We start from the raw sequence: 20,292 nt of genomic DNA, 5'->3' as shown, positions 1-20,292 counted from the left end.
CGCGACGAAAAATACGCCCGCGTTCCGTGCGGATGATATGGTGCGTGCAATCCGTACAGATCCTTAACAGCCGCGCGCCACATACCCCACGGCGTAAAGATCACCTTGTATCGGGCTACGGTTATCAATCTGGCTGAGCCACGTGACACCCAGCGTTTGCCAGGTCGTCACGTTGACGCCGCGAACATCAGCACCGAGCGGCGAAGTATGTTCGATACAGGCAAACAGCACGTTTTCATCTGGAGCGGTTGGAACCTCATCAACAAACCAGACCTGCACTGCCGGGCGACCAAATTGCTCACACAAGCCTTTAAATCCATCACTGTTTAAGAACGCGCGCATTGAGCCGTGATCGCGCCAAACGTAAAACGGCGCGTAACTGTTTACGTCGTTGTGGTACGTCGTGGCATCTTTGCGCGAATAGAGATACGCCTTAAACAGCAAACCGGGATAACCATCCAACAGATGTCCTTTCTCGCGGATTCGGTTTTCAATACGCTCCATTGGGTAGTCGGCGGGTAAAACCATTTTGTATTGCATCGCGATCATTGTATGTCCTCTCCATGTCGTCTTTAGAGCCAGCATAAGTTGATCTTTTGATACAAAAAATCAAAACTATTGAAAGTAACTATTTTGATTTTCAGGATGATGAACGATGCGAACGCTGGATTTGGATGCATTGCGATGTTTTGTATTGGGCATTGAGCTCGGCAGTTTCGCGCTGGCCGCCGAGCGACTGAATCGCTCCCCTTCGGCCGCCAGTGCCCAATTGAAAAAGCTGGAGCAGCAATGCAATACGGCGTTGGTGACCAAATCTGGCCGCCATCTGCAACCAACCGAGGCAGGTGAAATGGTCCTGTCTTATGCCCGACGACTGTTGCAGCTTAATGATGAAGCCTTGCAACGGCTACAAGGCCATGCGCTGGAAGGCAAAGTGAGTTTCGGCATGCAGGAAGATTTTAGTGAAGCACTGCTGCCCCAAGTGCTCGGCTCTTTTTCGCGCGCTCACCCGCAAGTGCAGTTGCAATCTGTGGTCGGCCGCCATAAAGAACTGCTTGAGGGAATTCAATCTGACGACATTGATTTTTCCTTGGGGTGGGAAGGCCCGAAAGCCGCCCCCTATAGTGAACGTTTGGCAGAACTTCCCTTGCACTGGTTTGGCCCTGCCAACGCGCACTTAAGCGACACCATTCAAGCTACGCAGCCTCTCCCTTTGGTGATGTTGGATGGCGCTTGTGCGATTCGCCAGCAAGCCACCGAAGCGTTAGATGCTGCGGGTATTCCGTGGAAAATTAACTTTATCGGTCGCAGCTTGAGTAGCCTGTGGAAAGCGGTGGAAGCTGGCTTGGGCGTCACTGTGCGCTCGGCATTTGGCCAGCCAGATTGTGTGACAAAATTAACCGACCTGCCCGCTTTAGGCAGCCTGACTGTTTGCCTAGATCGCAGTCAGAATCAACTGGATGAGGTACAACAGCAACTGTACAACGCGCTAAAACAGCAGCTTCGACAGCATCTTACTCAATAACCCTGCGCAAAGCGTGTTGTCCGTATCTGGACTGGAGTGAACGTCAATTCCATCTAGGCGGACAGGCAGGCGCGGCGCTGCTCCACTTTTTTGAGCAGCAGCGTTGGATTGAACGTGTGGTTGGTTATCGCGAAGTCACCATCACCGCCAAGGGTAACCACGCGCTGAAAACGCATTTTCATGTCGAATCACGATGACTGTTTACCGCACGGCACACCCGTCATCGCAAAACAATCCCCCAACTGAATCAATCGCGGCTTACCTTAGCGAAAAAAGTTTCATGTTTTCGGTACGGTCCGGTGTTGTTCTCGGGCTCAAACGCTTTCAAACCGTCAGCGTCATGCAACGCGTCTACCATTTGGCGATTAAAGTAGGCATTGTTGTCATCACTTAAAAACGCTGACACATCAAGCCACTTCGCCTCGGCAATTTCGTCGGTATCGTGAATGTTGATCGTTTCCGACAATGCCGTGAGCTTACACACCAAGTACATGTTGGTTTTGCCGAACTGAAACGGATGACGCGTGGTGAACCCCAGAATGGAATCAAATTCAGTTTCAACGCCCGTTTCTTCCAATACCTCACGAATGATGGCCGTTTCGATCTTCTCTCCCAACTCGATATGGCCGCCCGGCAATTTGTAGCCTTTCATACCATGCTCTTTGATCACTAACAGTTGTCCGAGATTGTTTTTGACGATCGCGCCAGCACCCAACGTATGCGTGGGGATAAACGGAACAAACGTGGTCGACGGCGCTTTGTGAATCAGAGTGACTTCGTCCTCAAGGCAATTGTGAAACACAAACCCGAGTTCGGTGGCAATCGGCACCAAGTGTGATAAACCAATCGGCAGCGTCAGCCAAATGATGTTCTTTGCTTCAGCGTGGGCAAGCGCCACAATGTCTGCCAGTTGTGTGTGAAATGAATCAACATCGGCCGGCACATCTTCCCGGCCGATAATGATGCCGTTGAACTTATCCAACTCGAACTTCAAGGTGATCTCCTAAGTGGTGCTATTAGGCCGTCTTAACCACAAGACAACGAAGGAACCATCTTAACCACCTTTTCTCGCTCAATGACAGAACAAATTCACCTTCGCTTTAGCGAACAAGATATTACGCTGCGGTGACCGCCAGATCCGGGGTTTTGTTTAAACGCATCATGGTCAAGACTGCCAACACCATGACTGCCGCGGCGAAGAAGAATCCCCATTGAGTCAGGCCATAGTGGCTCAGCAACGCAATCGACACATAGCTGAGACTCTGCACCAAAGTTGCGAACATTTGCAGCCCACCATCTGCGCGCCCACGTTGGTGGATAGGGATGCTATGATGCATCCAGTTGGTTCGAGCGATACGATTCAAGGCGTTAAATGTGCCAAAGAAGAAAGTAAACACCAGTAACCAGAGTGGCGTCGGCGCAACACTCATGCCTACCAGCATGATGGCCGCAAGCCCCATGGCTCCGATCATCATATTGGGATGAGAACTCAGCCCCAACAGGCGGCTCACGAGCAGCCCTGTGACCAAGGACCCCATGCCAAAAGCGATGTTGTAACCGGCAAACCAATCACCCGACACCCCCGTTTCGGAAAACCAAATCGGCACCAGCTTGGTCAAAAACGTCAGGATGGGATAGCTCAGCGCCGAGAGCATTAAAAATGCATAAAACTGGGGTCTTAATGTCAATATCTCCCGACTCTCTTTCATCTGGTCAATAAACGAAACCAACGTTGCGTGGCGCAACTGGCGTCGGTACGGCGTCATCAGATAGCTGACACACGCAATCGCCGAGGCGATGGTCGCAAAGCTGGCGAATTCAAACATGCCCCACATTTCCAGCAACACCACACCGAGTGCGCCAGAACCCAGCGTTGTGCCCTGCATGATCACTTCCTGCTTGCCGGATATCGTCGCATATTCGTGCTGATGAAAATTCTCCTGCGTAAAGGCGTTGTTGGTCGCCCAAGCCAAGTTACTGGACGTCCAGAACAGCAACTGCGCCACCGCCAGCAGCCCATTCGACTCATACCCGGCCCAATAGACCAAAGCCACCACCCCTGCGGTACTGGCCTGAAGCCATTGCACCAAGATCAGTAAGCGTTTGCGCGAAAATCGGTCGATCAAGGTCGAGAAAAACGGCGTCAGCACAAAAGACGCGGCGGTACATGCCAGCGCCACCATCGCCACAAACGCGCCCATATTGGGTGTCGACAGCATGGCCCACGGCAGAGCCATCATAAACAACCCAGAAGAGATGCCGTCAAAGAAGCGCCCGGTCAGATAGGCGCGCGTGCGGGTTTTATTATTCCATTCCATATTTGTATTCCATATCAAGCCAACTTGGTGTTACGGTAATACCTCAAGTTAACTTTAGGTAAAGCGCTTTTTTATCATTCATCAGAAAAGCGTCGCTGAGCAGGAGTCCGGACGATGGAAATGACCGTTGGTGAAGTGGCCCAACGCGCAGGAGTGAAGGTATCCACCCTACACTTTTACGAGCAGAAAGGATTGATTCATAGTTGGCGTAATGCTGGTAATCAGCGTCGTTACCATCGCAATGTGCTACGTCGGCTTGCGGTGATCAAAGCCGCGCAAATGGTCGGGCTCACCTTAGACGAGGTGGCCGAATCGTTGGCGGATTTACCCAAGCATCAAGCGCCAAGCCGACAAGAATGGGAGCAGATGGCGTCCAACTGGAACTCCATGCTGGAGCATCGCATTGCGCAGCTCAAAGCACTGCAAAGCGATCTCGGCGGCTGTATTGGCTGCGGCTGCTTGTCGATGGAATCTTGCGCCATTTACAACCCGCAAGATATTCGAGCGCAGACCTTTAGCGAAAAAACACGCCTGACGCATCCAGAAGAGTGGTGAAATAACCACCAAACTCACTGCCATGCCGAGTGATGGACGCTGAGTGATGGGCCTCGCCGCACTCATGGGAACACCTCATCCTGTCACGTGAAAACAGGCACATATGCGGGTGCAATGGCGGGCAGACAAGCCATCGCTGCCCGAAACCTCAACGCTAATGGGCAGTCACCATCCCCCAATGAGCGTACGTCAAGGCTGAACCGCCTTAAAACATTCTGCCTCGTCTTCGGTTAAGAGCTTGATCGCTCAGGGTGATTTCACTTATTATTTTTGCCACTGACACGTTCACGCCGTTTGTTGGCGTTCTACTGATAGATCACGGATATGATGAGCTTTTTTGCCCCAGCGGGACATTACATCGCCCCTTACCTCAGCGAAATTTCCACTGCATTGATCGCCTGTTTGCTGGTGATGCTGGGTGGAGAAATCAATGCGCTGCTGCGTCGCTTAATGCGCGATCAACATTTTCTTTTGCGCACCATCGCCTTTATCTTGGTCAATGCGTTTGGTTACGGATTAATCATAATTAAAGCAAGCCCTTACCTCACTCGGACACTCTCCCATTTAGAGCAAGGCATGATGTTTAGTATTGTTTTTATCAGCTTTATTGTGATTGGCCTATGGGCGCAAAGAAACCGTCAAATCTAAATCTCAGAGTGATGTTCACTCGTCTGAAATCCCGGCTTCGACGTCTGAAGCTGGGGCTTTGGCTGCGTCGAATGTCACTGACGCTGCTTGCCTGCATCGCAGGCATTTACGGCATTGATCGTTGGGTGAGCTGGCAAACCCAAGATCACATCATCAGCAACATTTACAATGTGCCAAAGTTTCAAGTTGCCGTGGTGCTGGGCACCAGTAAGTACCTTGGCCGCACGCTGAATGACTACTATGTTCACCGCATCAACGCTGCGATTGATCTGTTTGAACAAGGCAAGGTCAATGGCTTTCTGCTCAGCGGAGACAACGCCCATCGTTCTTACAATGAACCATGGACGATGAAGCGTGATTTGCTCAAAGCGGGCGTTCCCAACGAACAGATCTACCTTGATTATGCAGGGTTTCGCACCCTCGATTCGATCGTGCGTGCCAAGCGGATTTTCGATACCGATAATTTTCTGATCATCACCCAACGCTTCCACTGTGAGCGCGCGCTGTTTATCGCCAATCATCACGACATCAACGCCACGTGTCTCGCGGTTCCGGGGCCGACCAACCATTCCGGTTTTCAAGTCCGCCTGCGCGAAGTGTTTGCACGCACCAAAGCGTTTTTCGATCTCTATATCTTTGATACTCAGCCGAAATTCCTTGGCCCGAAAGAACCCATTATCTTCGACAAGGCTTCATCAACCGAGATTGCCGATGCCAGCGTGAGCGACTCCGATGCGCTGTCGCCCAGTGAATCCGCTGCAACACCAACGAACGAATAACCAACAAACAGCGCCATGTGGTCGGCTTGGCGCTCTTTCTGCTTTTCTTTTCTGTTAAACTCACACCAAACAATAAAACCATAGAGTAATGTCATGTCGATCATCGCAACAGGCGTGCTGGATAAAATGCGCGCCAATTTGGAAGGAACCGTCGCTTACCGACTGCCAATCGGTGAGGACGAAATCGATCTCAACCCACTGATGGGTCACACCATCACGCTGAAACATACAGGCAATATCTATTGCTGCTCATGCGGCAAGAAAACCAAGAAGAGCTATTCACAGGGCCACTGTTTTGTGTGCATGAAGAAACTCGCCAGCTGCGACATGTGCATCATGAAGCCGGAAACCTGCCACTTTGATCAGGGCACCTGCCGTGAACCCGATTGGGCACAAACGCACTGCATGGTGGATCACTACGTGTACCTCTCCAACACATCGAGCCTGAAAGTGGGCATTACCCGCCACACGCAAATTCCAACCCGTTGGATTGACCAAGGCGCGACTCAAGGTTTGCCCATCTACAAAGTGAAGACACGTCAGATCTCAGGCTTGGTTGAAGTGGAATTGGCCAAACACATCGCCGACAAAACCAACTGGCGCGAGCTGCTCAAAGGCGACGGCGAACCGATGTCACTGGAAGAACGCGCGGCTGAGCTGAAACCGTTGTTGGCTGACAAAATTGCCGAGATCAAACAACAATTTGGTGACGATGCGGTCATCGAAGTAAGCGAGCAAACCACGCAGCTTGCCTACCCGGTTGATGTACATCCGAAGAAAATCACCTCGCACAACTTTGATAAAAACCCGGAAGTGACGGGTGTGCTGCAAGGGATCAAAGGCCAGTACCTGATCCTCGACAGCGGTGTGATCAACATCCGCAAGTTCACGTCATACGAAGTGGAAGTGAGCACCGACTAAACGTCAAACGCCTCAGCATACACTCGCCAACGCATAGAGAAAGCCCGCATCACGCGGGCTTTTTGTTGGTAAATCGAGCAATATTACAAACGCTGTAACGCGTCAAACAACGCATCGATTTCCTCCGTGGTGTTGTAGTGCATGCACCCAATACGCACCACGCCACCTTTGTCTGCCAAATCCAGTTGGCGAACCAACCCCAACGCGTAGAAATGACCATTCCAAACGCAGATGTTCTGCTCACCCAGTGCTCTGGCGACCAATTCGGGATGGAAATCATCCAACCGAATGGCAAATGTCGGCGTGCGATTTTCACTCTGATAATCGTCGCGGCCATAAAGCGTGGCGCCTTTTAACTCGGCGAGTCTGGTCAGGAAATGTTTGCTCAGCGTCTGTTCATGCTCGTTGAACTGGGCAAAGCTCTGTTCCAGCCGCTCCCGCAGGCTTAGCCCCGCCTCGCCCCACTGCGCGAGATAGTCAATGGCTGCAATGACGCCAGCCAACCCTTCGAAACTCTGTGTGCCGGTTTCAAAACGGCCCGGACCAATATTGGTCGCCGGTTCGACTTTATAAGGCTTGAGCGCATGCAGCCATTGCGATGAAACGTAAGCTATTCCCACATGCGGGCCAAAGAATTTGTACGCCGAACACGCGAGAAAATCACACCCGAGTTCCTGTACATCAATCAGGTGATGTGGCGCGTAATGCACCGCATCCACGTAAACCATCGCCCCCGCTTGATGCGCCGCTTCGACGATGCGCTTCACATTGACGATCGACCCCGTGGTGTTGGAGGCGTAAGTGAGCGCCACCAGCTTGGTGTTCGGATTGATGAGTGAAATCAGATGCTCTTCATCCAGCGTGCAATCGGCCGGATTAATACGCGCCTGATGCACCATCGCCCCTTTGTCTTCGGCGGCTTGCTGCCAGCTCGAGACATTGGAATAGTGGTCGAGCGCGGTGACGATCACTTCATCGCCCACCTGCCAATCACGACTGATTGCACGGCTGAGCGAAAACGTCAGCGAGGTCATGTTCGCGCCAAAGACAATATTGCCGGAAGACTCAGCATTCAACAGCGCCTGCGCATGTTCACGCGCCTGCTGCATCACATCCGTGGTGATCTGGCTGGAGAAATAGTGCCCGCCAAGGTTGGCGTTGTAATGGCCCAAGTAAGCGGTCATTTTCTCCAGCACCGATTGGGGCACTTGCGATCCCCCCGGGCCATCGAGGAACACCACCGGCTTATCGTGAACACGTTGATGGAGCGCGGAGAACTGCGCGCGCGCTTGATCAGGAGTGAAGCTCATGAGCGTTGCCTTTTGCTGTCAGGACAAACAAGTCCATATAACCTTGTTCATTGCCGCTCAGTGAGCGAATCGGACGGGCGTTATGCCACAACTGGTTGTCTGCCAACATCGCCACTTCCCCATTACCCAGCGCTTTACGGAAAAACGGGTCGTCATGACAATCTTGATAGAGCAGAATTTCACCGCCTTCAATGTTATGGCGGCCAATGCCCACAATGGCGATGTGATCAAAGCCATCCTGATGCACCCCTTCCGGCGCTACTTGTGTTTCATCGAATACGGTGGCGATACGAATCTGATGAATTTCAATTTCCTGACCGTTTGGCAGGCGATTGGTTTCCACGAAGAGCTTGCACAGTTCACGCATGCCATCGCTTTGCAGCGTCGACTTTAAAATGGGTTCAAACTGACGCACGACATTACCCTGAAAATGGTTGAAGTGATCGGTTTGCATGAATTCGTTTTTGCCTGTTTCCAGCACAATTCCGTCCTGAAATTGAACCACCGAGTAGCGGCGTAAACGGTACTGGCCATCGGCGTGTTCCGTGTGTGGCAGGTCGACAAACGACGGCGCGAGCTGGTTGATCGCCTGAAGACTCAGTTGAGTGATATGTAGGGTATTTTGGTGTGCGTGTAACATCATCGACTCCTTAATGAAGACACATTAATTATCAGTTTTATTAACAAATAATTTACACACAGAATACGCAATTATTTTGTCAGATCAAATTTTAACCATAAATAAATCCAACAAATATAAATAAACAATATATATATCCAATAATTTGTAATTTGTTAGTCGTTACGACCAAATTTAACATTACAGGCATTCAAAAATTGAACAGTTTCACTAGCAAATAAAATAACCGATATAAATCAGTTAATTATATTAAACACCTATCGTTAAGCGTGGAAAGAAACGGCTTAATCTCGGCTAAAGACAATGCAGTGAATCATGCTGCCAATCTAGCGCAATGCCAGCGTCTTGAAATCGCCAACCCCGCGTCATCGCAGGCAAAGAAAACCCGGCAGATCGCCGGGTGAGATAAGGAAAAGAGAGACTGCCGAACGGCGTTATGCTGATCATGACGCATTGGATAAAGCCTTCAACACGTTGAGCGCATCATGGGCACGCAGCGTTGGCACAAAAATGTGGTCATGGTAATAAGCAGCAATCACGTTGGCGCTGATCCCCTGCTGCGCCAGTGCGGCAGACACCGCAGCGGTCAAGCCGACCGCTTCTAGGCTTGAGTGGACATTCAGCGTGATCTGTTGAAAACTGCCATCAAACGCCAAGCCGTGCGCTTGCGCTGTAATTTTCGATAGCACCAACGTCAGCCCTTCCCGCTCGTGAAACATCGCCAGCGGCGTTAGCGCGAGATAATCTTGCAAGTCGCCGCTGACACTGCAAAACACCACCTCTTCATCGTGCAGTTCCGGCTGCATACTGCGCAGCAACACTGGTAACTCGGTCATGCCTGTCATTGGGTTTCCTCTCCGTTTGAAGCGATGTCCTTTTTCGGCGGGAAAGCCTAAAACGCCATCGCTTTTACCGCTTGTTCGACCGTTGGGAAGTAAATTTTCGTCACGCACACCTGCGCTGCGGCAAATTCATGCGCTTGAATCAGTTGGCTCACCTCGGCGGCGCTGTACCATTGATGATCCGCCACCAAGGTCAGCGTATTGGCGGCACGATGAATGTGATACCGCTGCCCTTGGCAATCAATCACATGATCCGCAGCGCCCAAGATCATGTCGTCGCACTCATGATGAAATTGTATTTCGGAGGCGAGATAAAGCAGTTCGTCGTCACCATCGAGTTTCAGTAATGCAGGCCAATTCACCATGATTCTTTCCAACTAAATTGATAAGCAAAGCGATAACATACGCCTGAATGAAAACCCTTCGCAACCCCAAACTTTTTGTGGTGGGAATCCAACACGTTGTCGCGAAACTTCGGCGACGCTTTGTTCAATTCTAAGAATTGGAGATGAATTCCTTTATATTCAAAGGGATTTATTGACACGCTAAGTTCTAACTAATAACGAATAATTACAGTTTCTGCGCGCGTTTAGGCTTTAATTGCCCGACTATATTCCCTACAATCGATCCCATTTACTGAGCACATTGAACGTGGAGCAATCATGAGCGACGTTAAACATTGCAAACTTCTTATTCTCGGTTCGGCCCGGCTGGCTACACTGCCGCCGTGTACGCAGCACGCGCGAACTTAAATCCTGTTCTAGTGACAGGGATGCAACAAGGTGGTCAACTGACCACAACCACAGAAGTGGAAAACTGGCCGGGTGATGCAGAAGGGCTGACTGGTCCTGCGCTGATGGAGCGTATGAAAGAGCACGCCGAGCGTTTCGAAACTGAAATCGTGTTTGATCACATCAACCAAGTTGATTTTTCTCAGCGCCCTTACCGCCTGAAAGGCGACAGCGGCGAATACACCTGTGATGCCCTGATCATCACAACCGGTGCCTCAGCGAAATACTTGGGCCTAGACTCGGAAGAAGCATTCAAAGGTCGCGGCGTCTCTGCGTGTGCAACCTGTGATGGTTTCTTCTATCGCAATCAAAAAGTTGCGGTTGTGGGTGGCGGTAACACCGCGGTTGAAGAAGCGCTGTACCTCTCGAACATTGCCGCTGAAGTGCACCTGATCCACCGTCGTGACAGCTTCCGTGCCGAGAAGATTCTGATCAACCGCCTAATGGACAAAGTTGAAAACGGCAACATCGTCCTGCATACCGATCGCACTCTGGACGAAGTACTGGGCGACGAGATGGGTGTGACGGGCGTGCGTCTGAAAGATACCCAATCCGGTGAGACGGAAGAATTCGACGTGATGGGCGTATTTATTGCCATCGGCCACCAGCCAAACACCGCGATTTTCGAAGGTCAACTGGACATGAAAGATGGCTACATCATCGTCAAATCCGGTTTGGAAGGTAACGCGACACAAACCAGCATTGAAGGCATCTTCGCAGCGGGTGATGTGATGGACCATAACTACCGTCAAGCCATCACTTCGGCGGGAACGGGTTGTATGGCCGCGCTAGACGCAGAACGTTTCCTTGATGCGCTGAATGACAAATAACCGTCGTCACTGCCACATGATGCAGTGAGCAACAGACTTGCAACGTCGCGAGCATGCCGCGTACAAGTTTATTTTTCATTTTTGACAAGACAGCAACAAACCCGGCGGTATATCCGCCGGGTTTTCTTTTGTATACTAACGCCTTTCCAAAAACATAATAATTCTCAATAAGCCTTCAACATGGATAAGAAAAAGCAACGTAGCTTGAATATTTGGCTCAAGCAGCAAAGCAAACTCGCCAAGCGTTGGCTGATGCTTGCTGTAGGGCTCGGTGTGTTATCAAGCGTGTTTCTACTCGCCCAAGCCGCCCTTCTCGCCTCGATTCTGCATCAGCTCATTATTGAGCATGTCGACAAACACGAACTGATCCCATATTTCATCGGATTGGTGGTCACCATCGCCATTCGCGCAGGCTGTTCTTGGGCCCGTGAACTGGCTGGTTTTCGCGCCGGTCAGCAAATTCGAATCTACATTCGCCAGCTCATTTTCGACAAACTGCGCGCGCTAGGCCCAGCCTACATCAAAGGCAAACCGGCGGGTGCATGGGCCACATTGACGCTGGAGCAGGTCGAGAATATGCACGACTTCTTCGCGCGTTATCTGCCGCAAATGTCGCTTTCGGTGCTGATCCCGTTTGTCATTCTTATTGTCGTGTTCCCGGTCAACTGGGCTGCGGGTTTGATTTTCCTCATCACCGCACCGCTGGTTCCGCTTTTCATGGCCTTAGTCGGCATTAAAGCCGCTGATGCTGGGCGCAAAAACTTCAAAGCGCTGCAACGCTTATCCGGTCACTTCTACGACCGCCTGCAATCGATGACCACCATTCGTCTGTTTGACCGCACCGGTGCGGAAACGGAGCAGATGAAAGGTGCATCCGAAGTGTTTCGTAAACGCACCATGGATGTGCTGCGCATTGCGTTCTTGTCATCTGCTGTGTTGGAATTTTTCACTTCAATCTCGATTGCGATTACCGCGGTGTACTTCGGCTTTAGCTTTATCGGCGAACTGAATTTCGGCGGTTATGGTGCCAGTGTCACGCTATTTGCTGGTATTTTTGTGCTGGTGCTTGCGCCTGAGTTCTATCAGCCATTGCGCGATCTGGGCACCTTCTACCATGCGAAGCAGCAAGCGGTCGGCGCAGCAGAGAGCATCGTTGAATTTTTGAATATCGATGTCAGTCAGGTACAGTCGGGTTCACAAACCCTGCCGGAGATGCAAGGCGTCGAAATTGTTGCGCGCGATCTGGAAGTGTTCAGCCCAGAAGGCAAACGCCTTGTCGGCCCACTGACCTTTACGTTGAACAGCCAGCAGACGACCGCACTGGTCGGCCCAAGCGGTGCAGGCAAAACCAGTTTGATCAATGCCATTCTGGGTTTCATGCCTTACCGCGGTAGCCTGAGCATGAACGGCATCGAACTGAGTGAACTGGATCATGCGCACTGGCGCAAACAGATCAGTTGGGTGGGACAAAACCCGTTGTTGGTACACGGCACCATCCGTGACAACGTCACTCTCGGTAAATCCAATATCGCGGATGCGCAAGTACAAGCAGTCCTAGACAGCTCCTTTGCAGCTGAGTTTGTCAGCAAGCATGGTCTGGATTACCCAATCAGCGATCGCTCCGGCGGTTTGTCGGTGGGTCAGGCGCAGCGCCTTGCGCTGGCGCGCGCGATGTTGCAAAACGGCCAATTCTGGCTGTTGGATGAACCGACCGCCAGTTTGGATGCCCGCAGCGAACAACTGGTGATGCAAGGCCTCAATCAACAAATCACGCACAAGACGGCGCTGCTGGTGACGCACCAACTGCTGCCACTCAAGTCAGTGAATCAAATCTTGGTGATGCAAGAGGGTCAGTTGGTTCAAGCGGGCGACTTTGCCACGCTCAGCCAACAAGAGGGCTTGTTTGCCACCATGTTAGCGTCTAACCAAGCCCTTCAAGAAGCCAATAAGGGGAACCTCGATGCGTGATTTACTGCCTTATCTGAAACTGTATAAAAAGCATTGGTTCGGCCTAACGCTGGGTATGCTGCTGGCGTTTGTCACGCTATGCGCCTCGATTGGTTTGTTAACGCTGTCTGGCTGGTTCTTGTCTGCCGCAGCGGTGGCCGGGCTAACCATCGCCCGTGAAACATTCAACTACATGTTGCCGGGCGCATTTGTGCGCGGCTTTGCGATGGGTCGTACCGCTGGTCGTTGGGGCGAGCGTGTGGTGAGCCACAATGCAACGTTCAAACTCCTGACCGACCTGCGTATCTTCTTCTTTGAAAAGCTGGCACCGATGATCCCGGGCCGCGTGTCGAACTTGCGCGATGCTGATCTGCTCAACCGCTTGGTGGCAGACATCGATGCGATGGACCACGTTTACCTGCGCCTCATTAGCCCAGTGACCGTAGGCGTCTTAGGCATTGCAGCGCTTACGGCGCTGCTGTGCTGGTTTGACATGGCGTTGGGTTTGACGCTCGGTGGTGTGTTACTGGTACTCCTCTTGGTGTGGCCGGTGATGTTCTACAAGCTAGGGAAACGCAACGGTGCTGAGCTGACACAGCACAAAGCCGAGATGCGCGTTGCCACACTCGACTGGCTGCAAGGCTACAGCGAACTGACCATTTTTGGCGCGGAGTCTCGCTATCGTGACGCGATTTACGCGGCGCAGGAAAAACTGCTGGCAAACCAAAAAGTTAACGCAAGCTTTACCGGCCTTGCCTCTGCCCTGCTTCTGCTGGCAAACGGCTGGACTTTGGTGCTCATGCTGTGGCTGGCGGCCGATGGCGTGAATGGTCAAGCGCCAGATCCGATGATTGCCTTGGTGGTGTTTGCCACCATGGCCAGTGTTGAACTGCTGATGCCAATCGCGGGCGCGTTCCAACACCTGGGTCAAACGCTGACTTCAGCACGTCGCCTGAATGAGATCATCCTTTCTGAGCCGGACGTGAAATTCCCTAGCGAAGAGACACGTCATTCGGGTCAGTTTGATATCACGTTTGAACACCTGACGTTCAACTACAGCGGCGGCGAACAACCAGCCCTAAAAGACGTCAGCCTGACCGTTCCAGCAGGCCACAAAGTGGCGATTGTTGGCCAAACGGGTTCAGGTAAATCGACGCTAATTCAACTGCTGTGCCGCTATTGGGATGCACAACAAGGCGACATCCGCATTGCGGGTACGCGCCTACAAGAGTGGAAAGAGAGCGATCTGCGTGCGGCAATCAGTGTGGTGAGCCAGCGCGTTGATATTCTCAACGGCAGCCTGCGTGACAACCTCAGCATGGCAAAACCTCATGCTGATGACAGCGAACTGAGCGCGATGCTAGAACGTGTCGGTCTGGGTAAGCTCCTCGAAGCGCCGGGGCTAGATACATGGCTCGGTGACGGTGGCCGCCAACTTTCAGGTGGCGAAAAACGTCGTATTGGCATTGCCCGCGCCCTGCTACACGATGGTCCAATCCTGCTACTAGATGAACCAACTGAAGGTTTGGATAAACAGACTGAGCAACAAATCATGGCGCTGTTTCAATCCCATTTCGAGAACAAGACGGTCATCTTCATCACCCACCGCCTAGTCGAATTGGAAACGATGGATGCCGTTTGCCTCATTGAGCAAGGTGAAATCGTGGAGCACGGTAGCCACCAAGCCCTGTTGGCACAGCAAGGTCGCTACTTCCAGCTCAATCAAACACTGTGATGTGATGATCATTAAATAACAAAAAAGCCCCGTCGCCGATTGGCCCGGGGCTTTTCTTTGTCTGCTGTGGGAGAGGAATCAAGTTTCAGATGGTTTGTCTGGCCATCTACTGAAATACGTTGCTGGTTTTGTTTGGTGTGGTTTGCTTTGGTTTGTTGCGCTTTGGATTTAACGAACCACGTGGCTTTGGTTACAGCGCACCAGATACTCTTTGCTGGCACAAAGAGTATCCAGAAAGTGCCTTTTGCTTCGTAGTCGCTGGCCGGGACGGTTTTAGGCGTTCCCGACGCCGAAAACCTAAAAATTCATCCATGAATTTTTCCCTGTTTGTAAGGTACAAATCTAACTCGTCACTGGACAATTCCTTGTCGGTGATTTGGCTTATTTATTAGCTAACGAATTACTCTAGGTATGGTGAAACCTTATCAGCTTTCCAGTTCTGAGCTATATCTTTCAAATTAACTCGACACTGGCGAATCGTATCCACACAAGTATCATCCCATTTTACTTTATGATGTCTTGAATTCATCATAACTTCAACAATAGTGTCTTCATTTGATTCAATAGCTAACATTAACGGAGTATAACCTTGCATTGCTGAATCATGCTTAGCATTGAAGTCTGCACCTTGTTCGATTAGATACTTTGCAATTTCGCGAAAGTTATCTGCTGATGATGCTTTTTTCAACTTAGTTAAATACAGCTGTTGCCCCATATCTTCTAGTGCCATCTGAGTGGGGTTATTCATAACTTGCATTAGATGATTTTTGTCATGAGGCATAATTGAGTTTGAAAACGCACGCCTAGCTTGGATGTTTGTTTCCGAAAATTTTCTCGCATCAATATTCGCTAATATTTTTTGTGGATTTGTGAATTTTTCAATGTAAGAAATAGCTGTAAAAAGTGGCGTCATATTTTCCACGCCGTGCCTTAAATCTATCGAAGCACCCATTTCAACAATTTTCTTTACAATATCTAACCGTCCAGTAGCAACCGCTTGCCCTAACAACGACATTTTCTTTTTAGTCGTAATACTGTTCATAACACTTTGGCGATGAGGTAGCGAACTTAAGAGGTTAAAAATGTTGTCATCCATCCTATTGGCTTTGAAAAGATTATCTAAATCAAGCGTTAAAGAATTGATCGCTAGTAGTAATGCGGAATCATTACTTGACGAAAGTTCATTAACATTAGCACCAACATTGACTAATGCTTCTATTTCTTCGTATTGATCTTGCAATGAGAAATATACAATTTGTGGCATTTTTAACTTCATACCTCTCATTGTTGCTAATTCGAAAAACTTATTTGGTTTTTTCAAATCCAATGCATATTGTTCACCTGAAAAGTTGTTAATAAGGGTCTCCATATTTCTATAAGGATCAACAGGATATTCAGCATCTTTAAAAAATGAGCTCTTAGGGACATATGTATCAAAATATCGACTAAATGCGGAAATCTCCCAGTGTTCTATATCCGACGGTTTTTTCTTATCATTACGCCCTACATCCGGCGGCATATAATCAACCCCTAGAATAACAGCCATTCTTCTTAATCGATTAATAAAAGACCTTGGTGGCTTAGATAATCGACACGCAACAACAAGAGCCTCTCTAATTATTATTTCTGTATTTTCCCCGGCTCTATATATCGCCATTTCAAAGGCTATCTCGTAATTATTTACCGCTTTCTCTAATGCACCAGAATGTAAATGATATCGAGCAGTCATCCAATGATAGAAATAGCGTATGTCGTCTCCAGCGCTCAATGAACATAACATCTCGTCCATTTCAATAAGTAAGCGATTACTTTCATGCTTTGCATCATCTTGCTTCGGAGCCCTTAAACGTAAAAGCTGAGTCAACAATGGAGCGGCAATAGTTTTAGTTATCGAATATTTGTTTCTGCCTTCTAGTTGAAGAGCTTTCAAGCCATCAATAAAAAACCTCAAGCACACTTCCGTCGGCATAATTTTCATATAATTTAGCCTTTCTGCCGAGAGTTCGGAACGATAAAAAGTGTAATCCCACAATCGAGATATGATTAGATTTACCTTGATAACATTCCATCCGCTAAATGCATCATTATCTTTAGGACTTAACTGGGTGATAGTCTCAAATTTAGGGAAATCTTTTGCCTGCCCCCAGGAGCGGATTCGGTCTTTTTGTTCTTTTGTTGCTTGGTTTAAGTACGTTTTCCATTCATCAATAGTGTTCATTCCATCTAATGTATAGGACATCATTGTGAGATCGCTACAAGCCAAAGCTCTCGCATCAAAACCTTCGATTGTTTTTTTACATATATGAGATATTGAAAAAGTCATAAAGCACTTAGCTATATGTCTTTGAGCCTTTTTTTCATCAACCCCTTCCAGTTCAATGTTTTTCATCAATTTTAAATAAAACTTAACTAGATAATTAAACTCATCCATTATTAAGTCAGCGAACTCAAGAGATACCGACATCGTTAAAGGTTGATGAATTAACTCTTGTTTGAGTTCTTCTAAAAAATAGCTGCTTATCTCATTGTTTTTACATGCATCATCAATTTTTTTTGCAGCTAACGATTTAGTACCGAGTGCTTTAGAAAACTCTCGCAGTAAGTGTTGAATTGGGTAATAGGGTGTAATTATTTTTGTCATAACGAACGTTGAATATCTCTATGAAAGTTTATGAATGCTCTTTTATCACTTGGAGTACAAGGAACCGTAAATCTTTGCCCATTTGGAGAGTAGATAGAGCCATGCTTTTTGCGTCGCTTAAATCGCCACTTCTTTTTTATTAATAGGCTGACTAGCTTCTGTATATCTTTGTCATTGCTGTATCTTGCCATAATGAAGAATGAGGAGCCGTAGCCCCTCTAACCTAGTTATTTGCTATTTTTAGCAGCAGCAGATTGAGCTCTAGCACCAAAGCTCCCCTTAGCTACTTGACCTCCGTTTGCCTTTGCTTGGCTAGATTGAATACGGGATGCAGCAGCTGGTGTCATTGGTGTCGATTTTGCTTTTGTCATGTTCATTTCTCCTTCATTCTGTGAACAGAAATAAGTTAGCAACAAGAACAAGAAAAATCAGCGTGGTAAGTGGAGAATTTTTTATTTTCCCTCTATACACGAATAGGTAATTTTTCACATATCAAAAGAATATTGATGAAATGGCACAACACATAGAGCATTTAAATGCCCAATCATTTTAGAACAAATATCAGAATCATTGATTCCCCAGAATTCAACTGTGAAGTGCGACACTCTTAACAAATCTAGCAGACACAAGCATGCCATTAAAAGTAATTGCTAACACCTAAGAGCAGTCGGATAACTTTAGCTAGGGGAAATATCGTGAAGAGAATGTGATTGATCAAAGACTCTAGCTAGGAATGAGGCATAAACGCTTTTGAAAAGACAGCGTACCAATGTGATCGCTGCCTTTTTAGTATGAGACTTGATGACTCACTCTCACCTGCTGCCTCTCTTTTGCCGTTCATTGTTTGGATTTGCGATTTCATGTTGTTTTCTAGGCATAAAAAACCCCGGGACAAGCCCGGGATTTTTATACGTTCTGACGGCGAAAGATTAACGACCTTTACGCGGAGAGCTGTTATTGCCCGCTTTTTGGCGAGATGCAGCGTCTTTGCGACGAGAGCTACCACTGCGGCCTGCCGGAGCCGTGACACGTTCTTCGTGACGGCGCACTGCACGACGAATTTTCTGGCTGCGTGAACGCTCACGTTTACGTGATGTGTTGTCTTTAGACACGTCCAGCATGGTGGTTTTCTCTGGCTTCAGTTCAACCAACTCACGCAGGTAGTTCACATCTTTCAGGTCCAGTTCCATCCAACCGCCACGAGGCAGTTTTTTATCGAGGAAGATGTCACCGTAACGCACACGTTTCAGACGGCTTACTGTGGTTTCTTGCGATTCCCACAGACGACGAACTTCACGGTTACGACCTTCGTTGATCACCACGTAGAACGTATGGTTCATGCCTTCACCGCCCGCGTAGACTACGTCTTCAAAGCGAGCCAGACCATCTTCCAGTTGCACACCGCGAACCAGATTGCGGATTTTATCTTCGGTTACATCACCGAATACACGCACAAGGTATTCACGTTCAACTTGACGGCTTGGGTGCATCAGGCGGTTCGCCAGTTCACCATCAGTTGTGAACAGCAGCAGACCTGAAGTGTTGGCATCCAGACGACCCACCGAAATCCAGCGAGAACCACGAATCTTGGGTAGACGGTCAAATACTGTACGACGACCTTCAGGATCGTGACGAGTACACAGTTCACCTTCTGGCTTGTAGTACGCCAGTACGCGGCAAATGACTTCTTCTTGTGCTTTTGCAGACACAGCATGTCCGTCAATACGCACTACGGCGTTTTCATCTTCCAGGCGCTCGCCCAGTACAGCTACCTTGCCATTAACACTTACGCGCCCAGCTCGAATCAGAGCTTCTAGCTCACGACGAGAACCATGACCAGCACGTGCTAAAACCTTTTGTAACTTTTCGCTCATTTATCTACCTAATTGTGTCGTCTTCTCAGACGTCGAATAACAAGATGCGACCTCAAAATCGCGGTCGCGTAGTATCGCAAATTCTCTCGCAAAAAGCACCCGTTTTATCAGGGGCTTTCACCCACGTAACTTTCCCCGCAACCGGGTTATTGGAATGGGGTTGGATCACCGGCGCCAAAACGAACAACTTGCATCTCATCGTCACTGAAATCCACAACGGTCGTTGGCTGCTCGCCCAAGTAACCCCCGTTCAAAATCACGTCAACCGCATGCTCTAGGCGATCACGAATCTCTTCTGGATCCGACTCTGTGGTTTCGTTGCCCGGCAAGATCAATGACGTCGACATCAACGGTTCGCCCATCGCTTCCAATAAATCCAGTGCAATTTGATTGTTCGGCACACGAATACCGATGGTTTTACGCTTTGCATTCATCAAACGGCGCGGCACTTCTTTGGTCCCTTTAAAAATAAAGGTGTATGGCCCCGGCGTGTTGTTCTTCAACAAACGAAACGCAGTGTTATCCACACGCGCGTACAGCGAGAGTTCAGACAAATCGCGGCACATCAACGTGAAGTTGTGCTTGTCGTCTAAACGTCGAATTTGGCAAATACGCTCCAACGCGTGTTTGTTTTCCAATTGGCAGCCCAGCGCGTAGCCGGAATCGGTCGGGTAAACCACCACACCACCGTTACGAATGATAGCCACCGCTTGGGTGATCAAGCGCGCCTGCGGGTTTTCAGGATGCACATAAAAAAACTGGCTCATTGTCATTCCTCACTTTCGAGTTGGCAGGCTTTTAACGTCGTCCAACCCTGTATATTTTGCAATCAATAGTTTAGATATAGAATAACACGGCACAATAAACTCTGTCCTATTTCATTGGCACTGACATACATTCAAGCGATTTAAAATGGATAGCGATGACTGGACATAG

At 49.1% G+C, this 20,292-nt stretch carries 19 protein-coding genes and 1 pseudogene; 8 read left to right on the top strand and 12 right to left on the bottom strand.

Features of this window, described 5'->3' with window-relative positions; genetic code table 11:
• Positions 1-63 precede the first annotated feature (63 nt).
• Positions 64-549, bottom strand: a complete 486-nt coding sequence (locus tag ACS18Q_RS05840; protein ID WP_441257521.1) for a DUF4865 family protein — start codon at positions 547-549, stop codon at positions 64-66.
• A gap of 106 nt (positions 550-655) precedes the next feature.
• On the opposite strand from ACS18Q_RS05840, the gene ACS18Q_RS05835 reads away from it, so the two are divergent.
• The gene (locus ACS18Q_RS05835; protein ID WP_441257520.1) at positions 656-1,525 is read left to right on the top strand and encodes a LysR substrate-binding domain-containing protein; all 870 of its coding nucleotides are present in this window, start codon (positions 656-658) and stop codon (positions 1,523-1,525) included.
• Between the two features lie 53 nt (positions 1,526-1,578).
• Here ACS18Q_RS05835 and ACS18Q_RS05830 read toward each other — a convergent pair whose 3' ends face one another.
• The 3 genes from ACS18Q_RS05830 to ACS18Q_RS05820 all read right to left on the bottom strand — a co-directional run bounded on the left by ACS18Q_RS05830 (position 1,579) and on the right by ACS18Q_RS05820 (position 3,843).
• Entirely contained in the window at positions 1,579-1,707 is a 129-nt protein-coding gene (locus tag ACS18Q_RS05830; RefSeq protein WP_441257519.1) for a hypothetical protein, read from the bottom strand.
• 65 nt (positions 1,708-1,772) lie between these two features.
• Entirely contained in the window at positions 1,773-2,519 is a 747-nt protein-coding gene (locus ACS18Q_RS05825) for an NUDIX domain-containing protein (protein ID WP_441257518.1), read from the bottom strand.
• Positions 2,520-2,640: 121 nt separating this feature from the next.
• A complete protein-coding gene (locus tag ACS18Q_RS05820; protein ID WP_441257517.1) occupies positions 2,641-3,843 on the bottom strand; it encodes an MFS transporter in 1,203 nt (400 codons plus the stop codon).
• A 114-nt stretch (positions 3,844-3,957) separates the two neighbouring features.
• On the opposite strand from ACS18Q_RS05820, the gene soxR reads away from it, so the two are divergent.
• The 4 genes from soxR (at position 3,958) to ACS18Q_RS05800 (ending at position 6,746) form a co-directional block, all read left to right on the top strand.
• The gene (soxR, locus tag ACS18Q_RS05815) at positions 3,958-4,398 is read left to right on the top strand and encodes a redox-sensitive transcriptional activator SoxR (RefSeq protein WP_441257516.1); all 441 of its coding nucleotides are present in this window, start codon (positions 3,958-3,960) and stop codon (positions 4,396-4,398) included.
• A 324-nt stretch (positions 4,399-4,722) separates the two neighbouring features.
• The gene (locus tag ACS18Q_RS05810; protein WP_038151260.1) at positions 4,723-5,046 is read left to right on the top strand and encodes a DUF3392 domain-containing protein; all 324 of its coding nucleotides are present in this window, start codon (positions 4,723-4,725) and stop codon (positions 5,044-5,046) included.
• Positions 5,019-5,825, top strand: a complete 807-nt coding sequence (locus ACS18Q_RS05805; protein WP_441257515.1) for a SanA/YdcF family protein — start codon at positions 5,019-5,021, stop codon at positions 5,823-5,825. The genes ACS18Q_RS05810 and ACS18Q_RS05805 overlap by 28 nt, the downstream gene beginning before the upstream one ends.
• A gap of 93 nt (positions 5,826-5,918) precedes the next feature.
• Complete coding sequence (locus ACS18Q_RS05800; RefSeq protein WP_441257514.1) at positions 5,919-6,746, top strand: DUF2797 domain-containing protein; 828 nt, start codon at positions 5,919-5,921, stop codon at positions 6,744-6,746.
• Positions 6,747-6,829: 83 nt separating this feature from the next.
• Here the strand turns inward: ACS18Q_RS05800 and ACS18Q_RS05795 are convergent, their stop codons facing one another.
• The 4 genes from ACS18Q_RS05795 to ACS18Q_RS05780 all read right to left on the bottom strand — a co-directional run bounded on the left by ACS18Q_RS05795 (position 6,830) and on the right by ACS18Q_RS05780 (position 9,903).
• Positions 6,830-8,056 carry a cysteine desulfurase-like protein gene (locus ACS18Q_RS05795; protein ID WP_232658643.1) on the bottom strand — a complete coding sequence of 409 codons (1,227 nt, stop codon included), beginning with the start codon at positions 8,054-8,056 and terminating at the stop codon, positions 6,830-6,832.
• A complete protein-coding gene (locus tag ACS18Q_RS05790) occupies positions 8,040-8,696 on the bottom strand; it encodes a 2OG-Fe dioxygenase family protein (RefSeq protein ID WP_004726265.1) in 657 nt (218 codons plus the stop codon). Before ACS18Q_RS05790 ends, ACS18Q_RS05795 begins: the two co-directional genes overlap by 17 nt.
• A gap of 443 nt (positions 8,697-9,139) precedes the next feature.
• Positions 9,140-9,541 carry an ACT domain-containing protein gene (locus tag ACS18Q_RS05785; protein ID WP_158140885.1) on the bottom strand — a complete coding sequence of 134 codons (402 nt, stop codon included), beginning with the start codon at positions 9,539-9,541 and terminating at the stop codon, positions 9,140-9,142.
• A 47-nt stretch (positions 9,542-9,588) separates the two neighbouring features.
• Positions 9,589-9,903: a DUF4144 family protein gene (locus ACS18Q_RS05780; protein ID WP_004726267.1), complete on the bottom strand. Its 315-nt coding sequence runs from the start codon at positions 9,901-9,903 to the stop codon at positions 9,589-9,591.
• Between the two features lie 297 nt (positions 9,904-10,200).
• On the opposite strand from ACS18Q_RS05780, the pseudogene trxB reads away from it, so the two are divergent.
• The 3 genes and pseudogenes from trxB (at position 10,201) to cydC (ending at position 14,841) form a co-directional block, all read left to right on the top strand.
• Positions 10,201-11,159, top strand: a pseudogene (gene trxB, locus ACS18Q_RS05775) (thioredoxin-disulfide reductase).
• A gap of 180 nt (positions 11,160-11,339) precedes the next feature.
• Positions 11,340-13,127, top strand: a complete 1,788-nt coding sequence (gene cydD, locus ACS18Q_RS05770; protein ID WP_004726269.1) for a heme ABC transporter permease/ATP-binding protein CydD — start codon at positions 11,340-11,342, stop codon at positions 13,125-13,127.
• Positions 13,120-14,841 carry a heme ABC transporter ATP-binding protein/permease CydC gene (gene cydC, locus ACS18Q_RS05765; RefSeq protein WP_154181035.1) on the top strand — a complete coding sequence of 574 codons (1,722 nt, stop codon included), beginning with the start codon at positions 13,120-13,122 and terminating at the stop codon, positions 14,839-14,841. The genes cydD and cydC overlap by 8 nt, the downstream gene beginning before the upstream one ends.
• A gap of 400 nt (positions 14,842-15,241) precedes the next feature.
• On the opposite strand, the gene ACS18Q_RS05760 is transcribed toward cydC, so the two are convergent.
• From ACS18Q_RS05760 to ACS18Q_RS05745, 4 genes are all read right to left on the bottom strand, one after another.
• Positions 15,242-17,482 carry an ankyrin repeat domain-containing protein gene (locus tag ACS18Q_RS05760; RefSeq protein ID WP_441257513.1) on the bottom strand — a complete coding sequence of 747 codons (2,241 nt, stop codon included), beginning with the start codon at positions 17,480-17,482 and terminating at the stop codon, positions 15,242-15,244.
• 227 nt (positions 17,483-17,709) lie between these two features.
• Entirely contained in the window at positions 17,710-17,853 is a 144-nt protein-coding gene (locus tag ACS18Q_RS05755) for a hypothetical protein (RefSeq protein ID WP_441257512.1), read from the bottom strand.
• 558 nt (positions 17,854-18,411) lie between these two features.
• On the bottom strand, positions 18,412-19,356 hold the full coding sequence (gene rluB, locus ACS18Q_RS05750; RefSeq protein WP_004726272.1) for a 23S rRNA pseudouridine(2605) synthase RluB: 945 nt from the start codon (positions 19,354-19,356) through the stop codon (positions 18,412-18,414).
• Positions 19,357-19,502: 146 nt separating this feature from the next.
• Positions 19,503-20,123, bottom strand: a complete 621-nt coding sequence (locus ACS18Q_RS05745; protein WP_004726273.1) for an L-threonylcarbamoyladenylate synthase — start codon at positions 20,121-20,123, stop codon at positions 19,503-19,505.
• Between the last annotated feature and the right edge of the window lie 169 nt (positions 20,124-20,292).

Source organism: Vibrio sp. Vf1514 (assembly GCF_052076135.1).
GTDB classification, from domain to species: domain Bacteria; phylum Pseudomonadota; class Gammaproteobacteria; order Enterobacterales; family Vibrionaceae; genus Vibrio; species Vibrio furnissii.
Note: the sequence above shows the minus strand (reverse complement) of the source record. Positions and strands in the feature narration are given on the sequence as shown.

What these genes read in the sequence shown, in the direction of transcription:
- cydC (WP_154181035.1), top strand. Translation starts at nt 13,120, where the DNA reads ATGCGTGATTTACTGCCTTATCTGAAACTGTATAAAAAGCATTGGTTC.
- ACS18Q_RS05795 (WP_232658643.1), bottom strand. Translation starts at nt 8,056, where the DNA reads ATGAGCTTCACTCCTGATCAAGCGCGCGCGCAGTTCTCCGCGCTCCAT.
- ACS18Q_RS05755 (WP_441257512.1), bottom strand. Translation starts at nt 17,853, where the DNA reads ATGACAAAAGCAAAATCGACACCAATGACACCAGCTGCTGCATCCCGT.
- ACS18Q_RS05805 (WP_441257515.1), top strand. Translation starts at nt 5,019, where the DNA reads ATGGGCGCAAAGAAACCGTCAAATCTAAATCTCAGAGTGATGTTCACT.
- ACS18Q_RS05810 (WP_038151260.1), top strand. Translation starts at nt 4,723, where the DNA reads ATGATGAGCTTTTTTGCCCCAGCGGGACATTACATCGCCCCTTACCTC.
- ACS18Q_RS05760 (WP_441257513.1), bottom strand. Translation starts at nt 17,482, where the DNA reads ATGACAAAAATAATTACACCCTATTACCCAATTCAACACTTACTGCGA.
- ACS18Q_RS05800 (WP_441257514.1), top strand. Translation starts at nt 5,919, where the DNA reads ATGTCGATCATCGCAACAGGCGTGCTGGATAAAATGCGCGCCAATTTG.
- ACS18Q_RS05780 (WP_004726267.1), bottom strand. Translation starts at nt 9,903, where the DNA reads ATGGTGAATTGGCCTGCATTACTGAAACTCGATGGTGACGACGAACTG.
- ACS18Q_RS05745 (WP_004726273.1), bottom strand. Translation starts at nt 20,123, where the DNA reads ATGAGCCAGTTTTTTTATGTGCATCCTGAAAACCCGCAGGCGCGCTTG.
- cydD (WP_004726269.1), top strand. Translation starts at nt 11,340, where the DNA reads ATGGATAAGAAAAAGCAACGTAGCTTGAATATTTGGCTCAAGCAGCAA.
- ACS18Q_RS05830 (WP_441257519.1), bottom strand. Translation starts at nt 1,707, where the DNA reads ATGAAAATGCGTTTTCAGCGCGTGGTTACCCTTGGCGGTGATGGTGAC.
- ACS18Q_RS05840 (WP_441257521.1), bottom strand. Translation starts at nt 549, where the DNA reads ATGATCGCGATGCAATACAAAATGGTTTTACCCGCCGACTACCCAATG.
- ACS18Q_RS05785 (WP_158140885.1), bottom strand. Translation starts at nt 9,541, where the DNA reads ATGACAGGCATGACCGAGTTACCAGTGTTGCTGCGCAGTATGCAGCCG.
- soxR (WP_441257516.1), top strand. Translation starts at nt 3,958, where the DNA reads ATGGAAATGACCGTTGGTGAAGTGGCCCAACGCGCAGGAGTGAAGGTA.
- rluB (WP_004726272.1), bottom strand. Translation starts at nt 19,356, where the DNA reads ATGAGCGAAAAGTTACAAAAGGTTTTAGCACGTGCTGGTCATGGTTCT.
- ACS18Q_RS05835 (WP_441257520.1), top strand. Translation starts at nt 656, where the DNA reads ATGCGAACGCTGGATTTGGATGCATTGCGATGTTTTGTATTGGGCATT.
- ACS18Q_RS05820 (WP_441257517.1), bottom strand. Translation starts at nt 3,843, where the DNA reads ATGGAATGGAATAATAAAACCCGCACGCGCGCCTATCTGACCGGGCGC.
- ACS18Q_RS05790 (WP_004726265.1), bottom strand. Translation starts at nt 8,696, where the DNA reads ATGTTACACGCACACCAAAATACCCTACATATCACTCAACTGAGTCTT.